General features: G+C 52.6%; 14 protein-coding genes. All 14 read left to right on the top strand.

The genetic code is table 11. The annotated features are described in order from the left end of the window. Positions 1-31: 31 nt before the first annotated feature. The 14 genes from QM016_RS04190 (at position 32) to QM016_RS04125 (ending at position 13,269) form a co-directional block, all read left to right on the top strand. A complete protein-coding gene (locus tag QM016_RS04190; protein ID WP_282710364.1) occupies positions 32-622 on the top strand; it encodes a DUF4125 family protein in 591 nt (196 codons plus the stop codon). 266 nt (positions 623-888) lie between these two features. After that, positions 889-1,686, top strand: coding sequence for a F0F1 ATP synthase subunit A (atpB, locus tag QM016_RS04185; protein WP_016477797.1), 798 nt, complete (start codon positions 889-891; stop codon positions 1,684-1,686). Between the two features lie 97 nt (positions 1,687-1,783). Next, a complete protein-coding gene (atpE, locus tag QM016_RS04180; RefSeq protein WP_016477798.1) occupies positions 1,784-1,978 on the top strand; it encodes an ATP synthase F0 subunit C in 195 nt (64 codons plus the stop codon). 36 nt (positions 1,979-2,014) lie between these two features. Continuing rightward, positions 2,015-2,626, top strand: coding sequence for a F0F1 ATP synthase subunit B (atpF, locus tag QM016_RS04175; RefSeq protein ID WP_016477799.1), 612 nt, complete (start codon positions 2,015-2,017; stop codon positions 2,624-2,626). Further along, positions 2,613-3,086 carry an ATP synthase F1 subunit delta gene (atpH, locus tag QM016_RS04170; protein ID WP_282710360.1) on the top strand — a complete coding sequence of 158 codons (474 nt, stop codon included), beginning with the start codon at positions 2,613-2,615 and terminating at the stop codon, positions 3,084-3,086. Before atpF ends, atpH begins: the two co-directional genes overlap by 14 nt. Continuing rightward, on the top strand, positions 3,086-4,762 hold the full coding sequence (gene atpA, locus QM016_RS04165) for a F0F1 ATP synthase subunit alpha (protein WP_016477801.1): 1,677 nt from the start codon (positions 3,086-3,088) through the stop codon (positions 4,760-4,762). The genes atpH and atpA overlap by 1 nt, the downstream gene beginning before the upstream one ends. Before the next feature lie 6 nt (positions 4,763-4,768). Continuing rightward, positions 4,769-5,683 carry an ATP synthase F1 subunit gamma gene (gene atpG, locus QM016_RS04160; protein ID WP_016477802.1) on the top strand — a complete coding sequence of 305 codons (915 nt, stop codon included), beginning with the start codon at positions 4,769-4,771 and terminating at the stop codon, positions 5,681-5,683. Continuing rightward, positions 5,683-7,164: a F0F1 ATP synthase subunit beta gene (gene atpD, locus QM016_RS04155; protein ID WP_016477803.1), complete on the top strand. Its 1,482-nt coding sequence runs from the start codon at positions 5,683-5,685 to the stop codon at positions 7,162-7,164. Before atpG ends, atpD begins: the two co-directional genes overlap by 1 nt. Positions 7,165-7,172: 8 nt before the next feature. Then, complete coding sequence (gene atpC / locus QM016_RS04150; RefSeq protein ID WP_016477804.1) at positions 7,173-7,610, top strand: ATP synthase F1 subunit epsilon; 438 nt, start codon at positions 7,173-7,175, stop codon at positions 7,608-7,610. A gap of 11 nt (positions 7,611-7,621) precedes the next feature. Continuing rightward, positions 7,622-8,905: a UDP-N-acetylglucosamine 1-carboxyvinyltransferase gene (gene murA / locus QM016_RS04145; protein WP_016477805.1), complete on the top strand. Its 1,284-nt coding sequence runs from the start codon at positions 7,622-7,624 to the stop codon at positions 8,903-8,905. Between the two features lie 5 nt (positions 8,906-8,910). Then, the gene (locus QM016_RS04140; RefSeq protein WP_282710354.1) at positions 8,911-10,101 is read left to right on the top strand and encodes an LCP family protein; all 1,191 of its coding nucleotides are present in this window, start codon (positions 8,911-8,913) and stop codon (positions 10,099-10,101) included. A 254-nt stretch (positions 10,102-10,355) separates the two neighbouring features. Continuing rightward, positions 10,356-10,784 (top strand): metal-dependent transcriptional regulator, encoded by a 429-nt coding sequence (locus tag QM016_RS04135; RefSeq protein ID WP_016477807.1) that lies wholly within the window; start codon positions 10,356-10,358, stop codon positions 10,782-10,784. A gap of 192 nt (positions 10,785-10,976) precedes the next feature. Next, a complete protein-coding gene (locus tag QM016_RS04130; RefSeq protein WP_282710351.1) occupies positions 10,977-11,873 on the top strand; it encodes a UTP--glucose-1-phosphate uridylyltransferase in 897 nt (298 codons plus the stop codon). Beyond that, a complete protein-coding gene (locus QM016_RS04125) occupies positions 11,845-13,269 on the top strand; it encodes a phosphoglucomutase (protein WP_282710349.1) in 1,425 nt (474 codons plus the stop codon). Before QM016_RS04130 ends, QM016_RS04125 begins: the two co-directional genes overlap by 29 nt. Positions 13,270-13,580: the final 311 nt, after the last annotated feature.

Raw genomic sequence — 13,580 nt, 5'->3', positions numbered from 1 at the left:
ATGCCGATTACTGGCAGAATAGGTGATCATTGTGAAAAGAGCTATAAAAGACCTATTAATTGACGCCATTGAGGAAATTGAGCGAAATATGCTTTTAAAGGCGGGCATTATCAAAAGCGAGCTGTTATATCAAACTGACTACAGACAAGCACTCCTTTTTCAACGGGCTTTATATATATCATGGCCGATTGAAGTGCTTGAAAGTTATAAGCTCGATCTTGAGCAAGCACAAAAGCATGGCAACAATCTTATGAGTGAGAAATATGCACGAATGAGAGAAATAGCTTTACGGGAAACATCGGAAATACCTCCATTGGATTTGCTGAATAAACGTCTCATAGAAGAAGCTGTGGACATACTGTTAGGGTGGGAAGCAAACTTGTGCGGACATTACCGATTACTGCAGGAGAAGGCAAGAAGTCTTCGCCAAAAGAATCTGGATGCCGCGTCAGTTCCCTTAGTTGCTTTGGATGTATACCTGTTTGGAGAGTTCTCAATTTACTCAGCACGTACACTTTCACTGTATCTCAAACATCTTATAATACAGGAACGACAGGATATCAATGGAAGTATGATGGTGTACGACAATATGAGCTATCTCCAAAGCTCGGTGGTCGCCTGATGAAAATGAAGAGAGGTATGAGGGGAGCCTTCAATCATAAACGTGAAAACAGTATGTATTTTTGAATAAAGTTCAAAAATATTGTTTTTTACGAAAAGAGAGAGCTTGTAAAGTGTTACTATCGCCACTTGTGCATACAGAGTATGCGAAATGATTTGCGTGGTATACGATATACATCATATAATCGCAAGTCTTTGCATTCTACGTGCGAGTGCAGCGATAAGAACCCGGTAGGTGCCGCTGTGTTGGGAAAGGAAGAGAGATAAGTGAATCCGCTATCTCAGCTGCCTGAAAAGATGGACGAGCTGCTTGACAGCTTTATGACTCATCCTCTTGTTGGCAGTACGACTGTTGGTTTTACCAACTACATCTTTTGGATGTGCGTAGCGCTTGTGCTGCTTATGGTCGTCATGTTCATCTTTGTCCAGAAGCAGAAAAGATCCCTTGTTCCGCAAGGCATCTTTGTGAACTCCATTGAGTATCTCGTTGAGTTTATCCGCGATGATATGGTCAAAGGGCTTCTCGGAGATACATGGAAGAAGCATTTTTCTTTCTTGGCGTCGTTGTTTCTCTTCATCCTGGCGAACAACATTGTCGGCATTATTCCCGGCTGCCATCCCGGCACCGGTACCATTGGCGTAACGGCTGCGCTGGCTCTGTGCTCCTTTGTCTATTTTATCGTGGTTGGCGTCAGGCGTATGGGGCCTCTCGGATATATCAAGAGCCTTGCGCCGGAAGGCGTCAATCCCTTCATGGGAGCAATGGTCTGGGTCATTGAGCTCTTCTCGACCTTCCTGCGCCTCATCACTCTTGCAGTCCGACTTTTCTGTAACATGCTCGCAGGCCATGTTGTTATGGGCGTCTTTGCGATTCTGGTCTCCCTCTTTATGGGTCCTATTCTGCAAGGATTTTCGGCGACTGCATTTGCCCAAGCCGGAGCATCTGCTTTTTGGTTGCTTATCCTCATTGTGATTTACGCTGTCGAGCTTTTGGTCGGCGTCATTCAAGCATATGTGTTTACCTTGCTCTCATCTGTCTACATTCAGCTTGTAGAGAGTGAGTAAGAAGAACAGGGGTACAAAGTGTTTTGGGCGATGACAGTCGCTTGAAATAGGTAGTGTGTTGATCGTCTTGGAATCAGGACGAATAAAAGGAGGAATTGTGGGCGTTATTGGTTACGGTCTTGGTGTTTTGGGCGCCGGCGTAGGTATTGGACTTGCTGCTTACGGTGCAACTTCAGGAATGGCTCGTCAACCTGAGATGCAAGGTCGTCTCTTTACGGTTTTTATTCTTGGATCGGCATTCATCGAGGCGTTGGCACTGATTGGTTTCGTTGTAACGCTGATTGCACAGTAGGCCGACCGCATCTGAATCATTAAGTTGGAGGAACGCATGAACACGATACGAAAGGGAGCGAAGACCGCGGCAGTTGCCGGAGTGGCAACCGTGGCGTATGAGCTGCTTGCTCCCTCCGTCGCGCTTGCTGAGTCGCCGAGTGGGGCAGACCTTCTTCTTCCTAAGCCCGCTGAGTTCATTCCTGCGCTCATTGCGTTTTTGATCATTTGGTTTGTTTTGGGCAAGTTTGCCTGGCCTTCTATTCTCAAGATGATGGAGAGCCGCCAGGAAAAGATTCAAAATGATCTGAACACGGCAGAAAATGCTCACGTTAAGGCAGAGAAAGATCAAAAGATTGCCGCCGCAAGCATCGATGAAGCTCGTCGTAAGGCAGATGAGATTGTTGCTGCCGCTAAACGTGAGGGCGAAGAAGAACGTGCTCGCATCATCGAGCAGGCGAAGAAGGAAGCGTCCGATATCATCACCAAAGGCCATAGCGCCGTTGATTCTGAGCGCCGCCGTTGCCTTACGGAGCTTTCTGGTTCCGTAGTGGACCTATCCGTTGAAATTGCCGGCAAGATCATTGGCAATGAGCTTGATGAAGCTCAGCAGCGTCGTCTTGCCGAGAAGTATCTTGCGGAAGTAGGTAAACCTGATGAGCGCAAATAAGCGTGAACAGGAAAAGAAGGTAGAGGGTTACACGAGGGCTCTCATTGAGGCCGCTCGCGCCGAAGGCCGTCTGAACGCCGATCTTATACAGTGGCAGCATGCCCGCAAGTTTTCACCGGAAGTCCTTGAGACCCTCGGTGCAATGCAGGCAAGCGAGGACTTCAGCCTCATCAAGGATGTTGCGGACCAGTTTGAGGAGCTTCTCGATACTGAAGACGCAACCATCACCGTTGTAGTAACAACATCAGTACCCCTTGATGATACACTGCGTTCCAAGATTAAACAGACGCTTGGCATGCAGTTTAACGCCGCAATTTATCTTGTTGAGCGCGTTGATCCCTCTATTCTCGGCGGCATTATTGTTGAGACGCGCGGCCGGCGCTATGACGCGTCCGTGCGCGCCCAGCTTACCAATATCAAGAACAAGCTCTCATTGAATAACGTTGAAAGCGAAATGTAATGACTGAAGAAAAGGCCACAATTGAGGAAGGGACGTTGAGCTCTGACGTCATCATTGAGTTGCTGCGTGAACGTCTTTCCCAGGTCAATTCTATGGTTGATCAGCAAGAGGTTTCCGTGGTAACTGAGGTTGCTGACGGTATTGCTCGCGTTGCTGGTCTCCGAACCGCGATGGCCGGCGAACTGCTGCAGTTTACCAGCTCTTCCACAGGTCACGCCGTATACGGCCTTGCCCAGAACTTGGATGAGACCGAAGTCGGTGCCGTCCTGTTCGGCGATGTCTCCGACATCAGAGAAGGAGACGAGTGTCGTACAACTGGTCATGTTATGGACATTCCCGTTTCCCACGATATGTTGGGACGCGTGGTTAACCCCTTAGGTCAGCCTATTGATGGTCTTGGTCCGATTCACGCGACACATCGCCGTCCCGTTGAGTTCAAAGCGCCCGGCATTATGGAGCGTCAGCCTGTTAACCAGCCGGTGCAGACCGGTCTTCTCGCTATTGACGCAATGGTGCCTATCGGACGCGGCCAGCGTGAGCTTATCATCGGTGACCGTAAGACCGGCAAGACCGCTATTGCCATTGACGCCATCGTTAACCAGGCCAAGACCGACATGGTCTGTATCTATGTCGCTATTGGCCAGAAGGCTTCAACCGTTGCGTCAATCAAGGAGTCTCTGGCGCGGCACGGCGTCTTGAACAAGACCGTTATCGTTGCCGCCACGGCTGCGGATTCCGCACCTATGCAGTACATTGCTCCGATGGCCGGCGCGGCTATCGGCGAGTACTTTATGTATAACGATAAAAACGGCGAGCCCGCAGACGCTGAGCATCCCGGCGGGCACGTTCTTGTGGTATACGATGATCTTTCCAAGCAGGCAGTGGCGTACCGTCAGATGTCGTTGACGCTGCACCGTCCGCCAGGACGCGAGGCGTACCCCGGTGATATTTTCTACCTGCACTCTCGTCTTTTGGAGCGTGCTTGCAAGCTTTCCGATGCCAACGGCGCCGGCTCTCTTACGGCGCTCCCTATCATTGAGACGCAGGAAGGCGATGTCTCGGCGTATATTCCAACGAACGTCATCTCCATTACGGACGGTCAGATTTATCTGCAGTCCAACCTCTTCTTCCAAGGTCAACGCCCTGCAGTTGATGTAGGTATTTCGGTGTCACGCGTCGGCGGTGACGCGCAGATCAAAGCGATGAAGCAGGTGGCGGGTACGCTTCGTTTGGACCTCGCAAGCTATCGTGAAAAGCAGGCCTTCTCGCAGTTTGGCTCTGATTTGGACGCGACGACGCAGTACCAGCTCAATCACGGTGCCCATACCATGGAGCTTCTCAAGCAGCAGAGATACGCGGCGCTGGACGTGCGCGATCAGGTTATTGTTATCTTCGCGTCGAAGGAAAATTTCCTTGACGATGTTGACCTTGATCACGTCGGTGCGTTTCGTGATGAGCTTGCCATTTACATGGCCGAACGTCACCCGCAGCTGCGCAACAGCATCATGGACGGCAAAATTTCAGATGATGCCGCCGCGCGTCTGCGCATGCACATACAGCACTTTAAGGAGAAGTTCCTTGATGAACATCCCAACAAAGTTGTGGAGGATGTGCTTGCCAGCGCGGAAAACCCGAGTGACCTTGCGGCAACTCAAAAGGGTCCTGATCAGGAGTAATACGGAATGGCAAACCTTCACGAAATACAAAGGCGCATGAGCTCTATTAAGAGCACTATGCAGATTACGCGCACAATGTCGATGATTTCGACGGCGCGTGTCCGCAAAGCGCTCAATAGGGCTGAAGACGCCATGCCGTATAAAGAGGCCATTACGCGCATGTTGGCAAATGTCGCGAGCGCCGGGTTTGATTCCACGCAGCCGCTTTTAAATACGCACGCTACCATCAAGCACGTTTTATATCTTGTGGTAGCGTCTGATCGTGGGCTTGCGGGCGGTTTCAATATCTTGCTTGAGCGTCAGACCGAGCATGATATGGAAAAGCTTAAGGCTCAGGGGATTTCGTCTTCGGTCATTACATGTGGCCGTAAGCCGACAGAGTATTTTGCGTTTCGGGACATCAATCCTGTCATGTCGTTTGTGGGTATTTCTTCTGAACCGACACCCGATGAGGCGGACCGCATTGCCTCCTACATTATGGACGGCTATGCGGCAGGACGCATTGATCGCGTGATTATTCGCTATTGGCATGCCAAAAACCGGGTAGACCAGATGCAGGTTTCGGAGCAGCTTCTGCCCGTTTCCGAAGAGCAGTTGACGATGCCCAATAAGCCCCGCGATGATGAAGCTCTGTCAGCGGTAAAGCGCATCGCACATCCCAACTATTTGTTTACGCCTTCTGCCGGAGAAGTGCTTTCCTATTTGATGCCCGCGTATATACGGACGGTCATCTACCACGCACTTCTCGATTCCGCTGCAGCTGAGCACGGCGCACGTCGCCGCGCTATGCAGTCTGCGACCGATAACGCGGAAGGGGTTTTGAGTTCACTGAGCCGTACCTATAATCGTGAACGCCAGGGCGCAATTACCACTGAGCTGAACGAAATCATCGGTGGTGCTGCAGCATTGGAGGATAAGTAATGTCAGAAAACCAGGTAGCGAGTTCCGCTCTTGAAGAGGCTTTTCTCGGCAAGCATACGCATCGTGTGAAAGACGGTGTTATTGTCCGTGTAGTCGGACCTGTTGTCGATGTGAAGTTTGAGGGTGATGTTCCAAGCATCTATAACGCTCTCAAGGTTGAAGACGATACGCCGGTTGGTCATGTCAGCACGGTGCTTGAAGTTGAGTCACAGCTTCCGGGTGGCGTTGTCCGCACAGTTGCTATGTCATCGACCGATGGGCTGCAGCGTAACCTTCGCGTGGTCGACACCGGCGAGTCCATGATGATGCCGGTAGGCCGCTCAACGCTCGGTCGCGTGTGGAACGTCATGGGTCAACCCGTTGATGGAAAACCGGTTCCAGATGACGTGGAATACTATCCTATCCACCATCCCGCGCCGGCATTCGAGGAACTTACCACGCAGACGGAAGTCTTTGAAACAGGCATCAAAGCCATTGACCTTCTTGAACCGTATGTCCGCGGCGGCAAAACAGGACTTTTTGGCGGCGCAGGCGTTGGCAAGACCGTCCTTATTCAGGAACTCATCAATAACCTTGCGCAGCAGCACGGTGGCACTTCCGTCTTTACTGGTGTCGGCGAGCGCACTCGTGAGGGTACTGACCTGTATCTTGAAATGACCGAATCGGGAGTTATCGAGAAGACCTGTCTGGTCTATGGACAGATGAACGAGCCACCCGGAGCCCGTATGCGCGTCGCTCTGGCCGGTTTGACCACCGCCGAATACTTCCGCGATCAGGGGCAGGACGTCCTGCTCTTTATCGACAACATTTTCCGCTTCTCGCAGGCAGGTTCTGAGGTTTCGGCACTTCTCGGCCGTATGCCTTCTGCCGTTGGCTACCAGCCGACTCTGGCAACCGAGATGGGCGAGCTCCAGGAGCGCATTACCTCTACAAAAGAGGGTTCCATTACTTCCGTTCAGGCGGTATACGTTCCTGCGGACGACTTAACCGACCCGGCGCCTGCGACAACATTTACGCACTTGGACGCCACTACGGTTCTGTCTCGAGCCATTACCGAGCTGGGTATTTATCCGGCAGTCGACCCGCTGGCAAGCTCCAGTTCCGCTCTTGATCCTTCGATTGTGGGCGAGGAGCACTATCGTGTTGCCATGGCTGTTCAGGAGACCTTGCAGGAGTATTCAGATCTTCAGGACATCATTGCCATTCTCGGCATGGACGAGCTTTCTGAAGAGCAGCAAAAGACGGTGGCGCGCGCCCGTAAGATTCAGCAGTTCCTGTCTCAGTCGTTCCACGTTGCCGAGAAGTTCACCGGTAATCCCGGCACCTACTGTACCGTTGAGCAGACGGTTCGTTCATTCGCTGAAATTATTGACGGCAAGTGCGATGATTTGCCTGAGCAGGCATTCCGTTTTGCCGGCACTATTGATGATGTTCGTGAGCGGGCGGCTCGTATGGCCGCCGATGGCGACTCTCAGAATTAGGATCTGCCATGGCTGAGTTAACCTGTCAGTTTGTGCGACCCGACCGTCTTTTGTACGAGGGAAATGTGGCAAGTCTCATCCTCGCGACTATTGATGGTGAGCTTGGCGTATGGCCCGGTCATGAACCGGAGATTGTCGCGCTTGGTGATGGAATCGTGCGCCTTCACATCAGGCGTCCCGATGGAGAAATCGCTGTTCAAAAAGTTGTTATCTCAGGCGGGTATGCTGAGATTGATCCGTCCGGCGTTATTATTTTGGCTGACCACGCCCGCCGGACGGACGACATTAACGCTGATGTTGTGCGCGAGACACGCGACGCCGCCATTGATAAGATGGATGCCTTGGACGAGAAGGACAACAGGCGTGCGTATTACGAAAATAAGATTAAATGGTGTAACCTTCTCTTGAAGCAGGTGCTTGAACACTCAAGCACCCAGGAGCAGTAGCTCGGAGACTTATGGATGTCATACAGATTGAAGGCGGTCATCCTGTCACAGGACAGGTGACGGTTGAGGGTGCAAAGAACTCTGCGTTGAAGCTCATGGCGGCCACTATCATGGCGCCTGGCGTTACAACGCTTACTAACGTACCCGATATTGCCGATGTGCACGTGATGGGAAAGGTCTTAAAAACCCTTGGCGCGCGCATCGAAGTTGTGGACAAACATACGCTTAAGATTGATACCTCCGATATCGATAAATGGGAAACTCCGTACAGCCTTGTTGCCCAGATGCGCGCCTCAACAGCGGTGTTGGGACCGCTTATTTCCCGTTTCGGGAAGGCGATTGTGGCAATGCCCGGAGGCTGCAACATCGGTGCTCGAAAGATTGATATGCATATCCTGGGCCTTGAGGCTTTAGGTGTTGCGTTTAAGGTAGCGCACGGCAATATCCACGCTTCCGTTCCAAATGGTCTTGTCGGCGAAACTGTCTCTTTGGCGTTCGCGTCGGTTGGAGCGACGGAAAACCTCATGATGGCCTCAGTGTTTGCGAAAGGCACAACGGTTATCGACAATGCGGCTCGTGAACCCGAGATTGTTGACCTTGCCAATCTCCTGAACGAAATGGGCGCTCGCGTTGTTGGAGCAGGTACTCCCGTCATTGAAATTCACGGCGTCAAGGAGCTTCATCCGTGCGTGCACGCTGTTGTAGGGGATCGCATCGAGGCGGGAACATTTCTAGCCATCGGCGCTCTTACGGGTGACCCTGTGCGCGTGAACGGCTTTGACCCCAAACACCTTGGCCTGGTGCTCAAGAAGTATGAGCAAATGGGCATCAATATCGAATACGGCAGACAGTGGGCGTGTGCTTCTCGCCAAAAACCCTTGAAAGCCATTGATATTCAGACACTGCCGTTCCCGGGTTTTCCGACGGACATGCAAGCTCAGACTATGACGCTGCTTTCACTTTCCGAAGGCAGCTGCATCGTTACGGAGAATGTCTTTGAAAACCGTTTTATGCTTGCAAGCGAGCTTCAACGTATGGGTGCCGATATTACCATCGAAGGCCATCACGCTATCGTTCGCGGTGTTTCCGGGCTTGAAGGAGCCCAGGTTAAATCACCGGATCTTCGTGGCGGCGCCGCGCTCGTGATGGCTGGCCTTGTGGCAGAAGGAGAAACAACGGTATCGGCCATCCATCATATCGACCGTGGTTACGAGGGCTTTGTCGAGAAGCTTGTCTCAATCGGAGCGGTTGCCCGGCGCCTGTCCATTCCTGATGATGATATCTTTGAAGGGTAACGTTCATGAGCCCAAAGTCCGCTAAGACTCAAAAGGACAAAGGCACGCCGTTCGTTTCCGAGACGGCGCGGTTCAGCCGAGTTTCAGCGGAAGCGTATCACGAGCGCCGTAAAAAAGTTGCGCACAGAAGTGTCGCCAAAAGGGCTGCTCTCGTCACGTTTTCTTCCCTTGTCATAGCCACCGTTGTTGCGGCGGTGGTATGGGTGGCGTCCATTCAGATGCGCCTCAATAACTCAGAAGTCATTAATGACAATCTCCGCAGTACTCTGACAGAGCAGACTGCTCCGTCCGATCCATACTATATGCTGCTTTTAGGCACTGACGGGCGGCCAGGAGAAACTGAGTATCGTGCAGATTCTATCATCTTGGCTCGCGTTGATCCGGCCAACAAGCGAGTGACCTTGCTTTCCATTCCGCGTGACACCTATGTCACATGGAAGGGCACACAGATGAAGATCAATGCCGTCCATTTTTATGACGGGGCGGCCGGAATGGTGCAGATAGTCAACCAGCTCTGCGGCGTTAAGATTGCGCACTACGCGGAAGTGAATTTCGACGGCCTCGCGGGTATTACCGATGCCGTTGGTGGAGTGACAGTCGATGTAGATCAATACATGCGCGACACCGAGAACTTCAGCGGCGTGACCGAGCTCTATGCGGGCAGGCAGACCCTCAACGGGCAACAGGCGCTGTTCTATACGCGTTGCCGGTATGCCTTTGCGGACAGCGACTATACGCGTATGCGGCACCAGCGCACCTTTATCAAGGCTCTTCTGGCGCAGGTGCTTTCTTCGGGTGATCCGGTCAAGATTGCTTCCATCATTAACGCTACGGCCGATATGGTGGTCACGGATCTCTCGGTGGCCGACGCAATCTCACTTGCGTCTCAGATGATAGGCCTGCGAGCGGACACCGGCATCTATACGGCATATGTACCCTCGGCTCCTGAAACCATCGGCGACCAGTCCTATGTCATTGCCGATGACGATAAGCTTGCCAAAATGATGGAAATCATTGACCGGGGAGGAAATCCCTCTTCGCTCAACGATAAGACTGACGCTGAGGCCGACAAGGAGGCGGGAGAAGGAGGCTCATCTGAGGAGCCAAGCACTTCTCGCTTAACTTCCGCAAGCGAGGAAGACAGCGGGCATAATGACAATCCCGTTACAGTCAACAGCGAAGACGTCATTCAGTAGAACGTGGGATGGTAGTTTCTGAGCCATCTGCAAAATACCTTTGGGCGAAGCTCGGGCTGGCGCTTGTCGCCGCTCTCATTTGCTTGCTCTGGTTTGTCCGATGTGCCGCCTGTCTTGCGCCATGCCGTATTGTGAAGTAATGCTGTGCGCCGCCGACTCAAGTAACGTTTTAAGTAATAGGGGTATCATTATTCATAGTGAGTAAAAGTTCCTCTTAATCAAAAAACACGGCTGCTACATTGTTGGAGGGTCGCATGGCTAATGACGCAATACTCCCTGACCATACCCTAAGCAAGGCAGGGGAAGATTATCTGGAAGCGATTTATCGGATTGCTTTGGACCAGCCTGAAGACGACAGAGGCGTTCGTTCGGTCGATGTTGCCGAGGCGCTCAAGGTCTCCAAAGCAAGCGTAAACAAGGCGCTTTCCCTCCTTAAAGAGCAGGGCATGGTTGAGCAGAGCCGCTATGGCCGTGTGACACTGACAGAGGAAGGCGAGAAAAACGCGCGACAGGTATGGCGCGCCCACCGTGCGCTCAGAACGTTTCTCGAGCATGACCTGCATGTGGACGAGGACACCGCGGACGCGGAGGCGTGCCTGATGGAGCATTCGCTTTCGCACAGCACCATGTCCAAACTGGTGCAATTCCTTGAGAGTCGAGGAATTACTATCGATGAGAGGTAATCTCTCGAATTCCAGAGAATTTCTCGTATAGTGTACTCGCGCAGAGGATATATAGAGGACACGTTGTTGTGCGGCGCTCATGCGCAGGGCGGCCGAATCCGCCCGTTTACGGCATAGGCATAGCGCAATGCGGTTAAACCGAGCGGTTTGGGGTATTGTGATGAGCGTAATGCGTCATGCGGAAGGAATGTGATGAAGGCTATTATTCCGGCAGCAGGACTCGGTACTCGATTCCTACCTGCAACCAAGTCAATGCCCAAGGAACTGCTTCCTGTTCTCGATAAGCCCGTCATCCAGTATGTTGTCGAAGAGGCTCTGGAGCCTGAAGGCGTCGATGGCGTCATCATTGTCAATTCGCGAGAAAAACCACAGATAGAGGACTATTTCTCCATTGATGAAAAACTTGAAGATATGTTGAGCTCACGGGGAAAAGACGAGTTTGCCCAAAGAGTTCATGAGGCTTCAACACTTCCGGTCTCTTTTGTCTATCAAGACAACCCCCGCGGTCTTGGTCATGCGGTACTGTGCGCTGCGGAGGCTGTGGGCGCTGAGCCGTTTTTTGTACTGCTGGGCGATTACTTTGTTCCGGACCGCCAGATGTGCCTTCGTATGACGGAGGTTTCCAAGGAGCATGGCGGCGCTTCCGTTATCGCCGTTGCGCCCGTCCCTGAAGATCAGACAAATCGCTATGGAATCATTGCAGGGGAGTGCATCAACAGGTCTGAGACAGCGGACACTGAAAGCGAAGGTGCCGTTTGGAAAGTTTCAGGACTTGTGGAGAAGCCCGAGCCTAAAGACGCGCCATCGCACCTCTTTATCGTCGGCAGATATCTTTTGTCTTCCAGAATCATGGAACTTCTCGCCACGCAAGGTCCCGGCGCCGGAAATGAGATACAGCTTACTGACGCGATGGAGCGCCTGCTTGCTGAAGAAGAGATGTACGCGCTGGTGGTAGACCCTGCCGAAGGCTGCGACACGGGGACGCCTGCTGCATGGGCGGCTACCAATGCCCGTATGGCACTGTCGGATCCCAATCAAATAGACGCATTTAAGGAGGCGCTTGGCCAAGCGGCTGAGAACCTTGGATAAGTCAGCTGATATACTGCGGTTTTCCAGCGATGGCTGGCAAGCCCGCTATGATAAAAGCTTCACCAAAGAAAACATCGTCCGCCTTGCGGACGCCCTCGGTCACGTCTGGTCTGATGAGCAGCCTGGCGCCACAGTTATCGTGGGTTTTGATACGCGAGCGCAGTCTTCCGAATATGCGCGGCTTGTCGCTCAGGTCATTGCTGCACACGGATTAGAGGTACGGGTTTCTGATCGTTTTTGCCCCACGCCGGCAGTCGGGTTCGCCTGTGCGACGTCGGACGATGCTGTTGGCGGCATCATTATTACGGCGACCGAGCTTTCCTGTGAATACAATGGCATCGTCGTGCGCGATTACAACGGGGGTCCGGTATCTCGCGGTTTTTTGGATGTGGTTGAGCATCAGATCCCGCTGAAGCCCACCGAAGCGCGCGGCAACTATCAGACAATCAACCTTATGACTCCCTACCTTGAAACGCTTCTCTCAGAGGTGGACGTTGAGACGATCACTTCTTCTCGCCTGCGTGTTGTTGTGGATCCTATGTACGGCGCCGCTTCCGGATACGTTGCCGAGCTGCTCCGCGCCGCGGGCTGCAGCGTGCAGGAAATCCATGCGGGACCTCAGGATGATTTCGGCGGTATCCATCCGCAGCCTGCGGATCCATGGGCTGATGAGTGTTCCAGTGTTGTGCAGGAAACAGGGGCTGACTTAGGCGTTTTGTTCGATGGCGACGGAGACCGGGCCGCTATAGTCGACGGGTCGGGGCACCTTCTGACGCCGCACGAGTTTGTTCCTTTGGTTATTAAGCACCTCGCTGCGTTTCGTGGCGAGAAGGGGCGCGTGATTTCTACGATTACCTGTTCCGCACGCATTTCTCGCCAGGCTGAGCGTCTGGGTTTGGAATCTGTGTCGGTGCCCGTGGGTTTCGCGCGCATCTACAACGAAATTGAGGCGGGAGATGTGTTGCTTGCTGCCGAAGAGTATGGTGGCATGTGTTTTCCGCATCACCTCCACGAAAGAGATGGACTGCTTGCGGCTCTCTATATAGTCGAGATGGTCGCAAAAAGCGAGAAAAGCATTGCAGAGCTTATTGCTGAGGATACGCTGGAGCTTGGACGCATGCGCTATATGCGCCGCGGCGTACGTCTTGACGCGGCGGCTACACAGGCGTTCCGCAATATCCTTCCCGGATTGAATCCCGCTGATGTTGCAGGGTATGAACCTGTATCCGTAAGCCACGCCGATGGCCTGCGCCTGCAATTTGCCGATAATTCATGGGTGTTGATTCGTCCGTCTCGCATGGACGCGCTGGTACGCGTCTATGCTGAGGCGTCGACCGAGGCGCAGCGCGACAAGCTTTTAGACGCCGCCTGCGAGATTGTGCGCAGAGAGGCGTAGATGTTTCCTCCCTTCCACCTACCCTCTCGTTCCCGAATTGTGGAGGATTTGTGAAGACGATCTTTTCGGGTCTTTCGAAGGTGGGTAGAGACTATAGTTATTCCCCGCGCGACGCTGACAGACCTACTAAAAGCGCAGCGCAGCGAACCTTGAAAACCGGATACTGAGATCGTAAAAGATCGACAAAGACAGACTAGCGAAATAATCGAATGTGAATGCAAATTCACGCCAATTCTTATATATTTCAGCGAATCCGAGATCAGCGTGATCTAAGCGAGGATTTATACTCACCTCTTTTAACCTCTACAGGC

This window comes from Lancefieldella sp. Marseille-Q7238 (assembly GCF_949152215.1).
Classification (GTDB): Bacteria; Actinomycetota; Coriobacteriia; order Coriobacteriales; family Atopobiaceae; genus Lancefieldella.
The sequence above is the reverse complement of the archived record's forward strand: the minus strand, read 5'-3'. Positions and strand labels throughout refer to the sequence as shown.

Excerpts from the sequence above, each read along its gene's own strand:
- atpF (WP_016477799.1), top strand. The coding sequence starts at position 2,015 with ATGAACACGATACGAAAGGGAGCGAAGACCGCGGCAGTTGCCGGAGTG.
- murA (WP_016477805.1), top strand. The coding sequence starts at position 7,622 with ATGGATGTCATACAGATTGAAGGCGGTCATCCTGTCACAGGACAGGTG.
- atpC (WP_016477804.1), top strand. The coding sequence starts at position 7,173 with ATGGCTGAGTTAACCTGTCAGTTTGTGCGACCCGACCGTCTTTTGTAC.
- QM016_RS04130 (WP_282710351.1), top strand. The coding sequence starts at position 10,977 with ATGAAGGCTATTATTCCGGCAGCAGGACTCGGTACTCGATTCCTACCT.
- QM016_RS04135 (WP_016477807.1), top strand. The coding sequence starts at position 10,356 with ATGGCTAATGACGCAATACTCCCTGACCATACCCTAAGCAAGGCAGGG.
- atpD (WP_016477803.1), top strand. The coding sequence starts at position 5,683 with ATGTCAGAAAACCAGGTAGCGAGTTCCGCTCTTGAAGAGGCTTTTCTC.
- atpG (WP_016477802.1), top strand. The coding sequence starts at position 4,769 with ATGGCAAACCTTCACGAAATACAAAGGCGCATGAGCTCTATTAAGAGC.
- atpA (WP_016477801.1), top strand. The coding sequence starts at position 3,086 with ATGACTGAAGAAAAGGCCACAATTGAGGAAGGGACGTTGAGCTCTGAC.
- QM016_RS04140 (WP_282710354.1), top strand. The coding sequence starts at position 8,911 with ATGAGCCCAAAGTCCGCTAAGACTCAAAAGGACAAAGGCACGCCGTTC.
- atpH (WP_282710360.1), top strand. The coding sequence starts at position 2,613 with ATGAGCGCAAATAAGCGTGAACAGGAAAAGAAGGTAGAGGGTTACACG.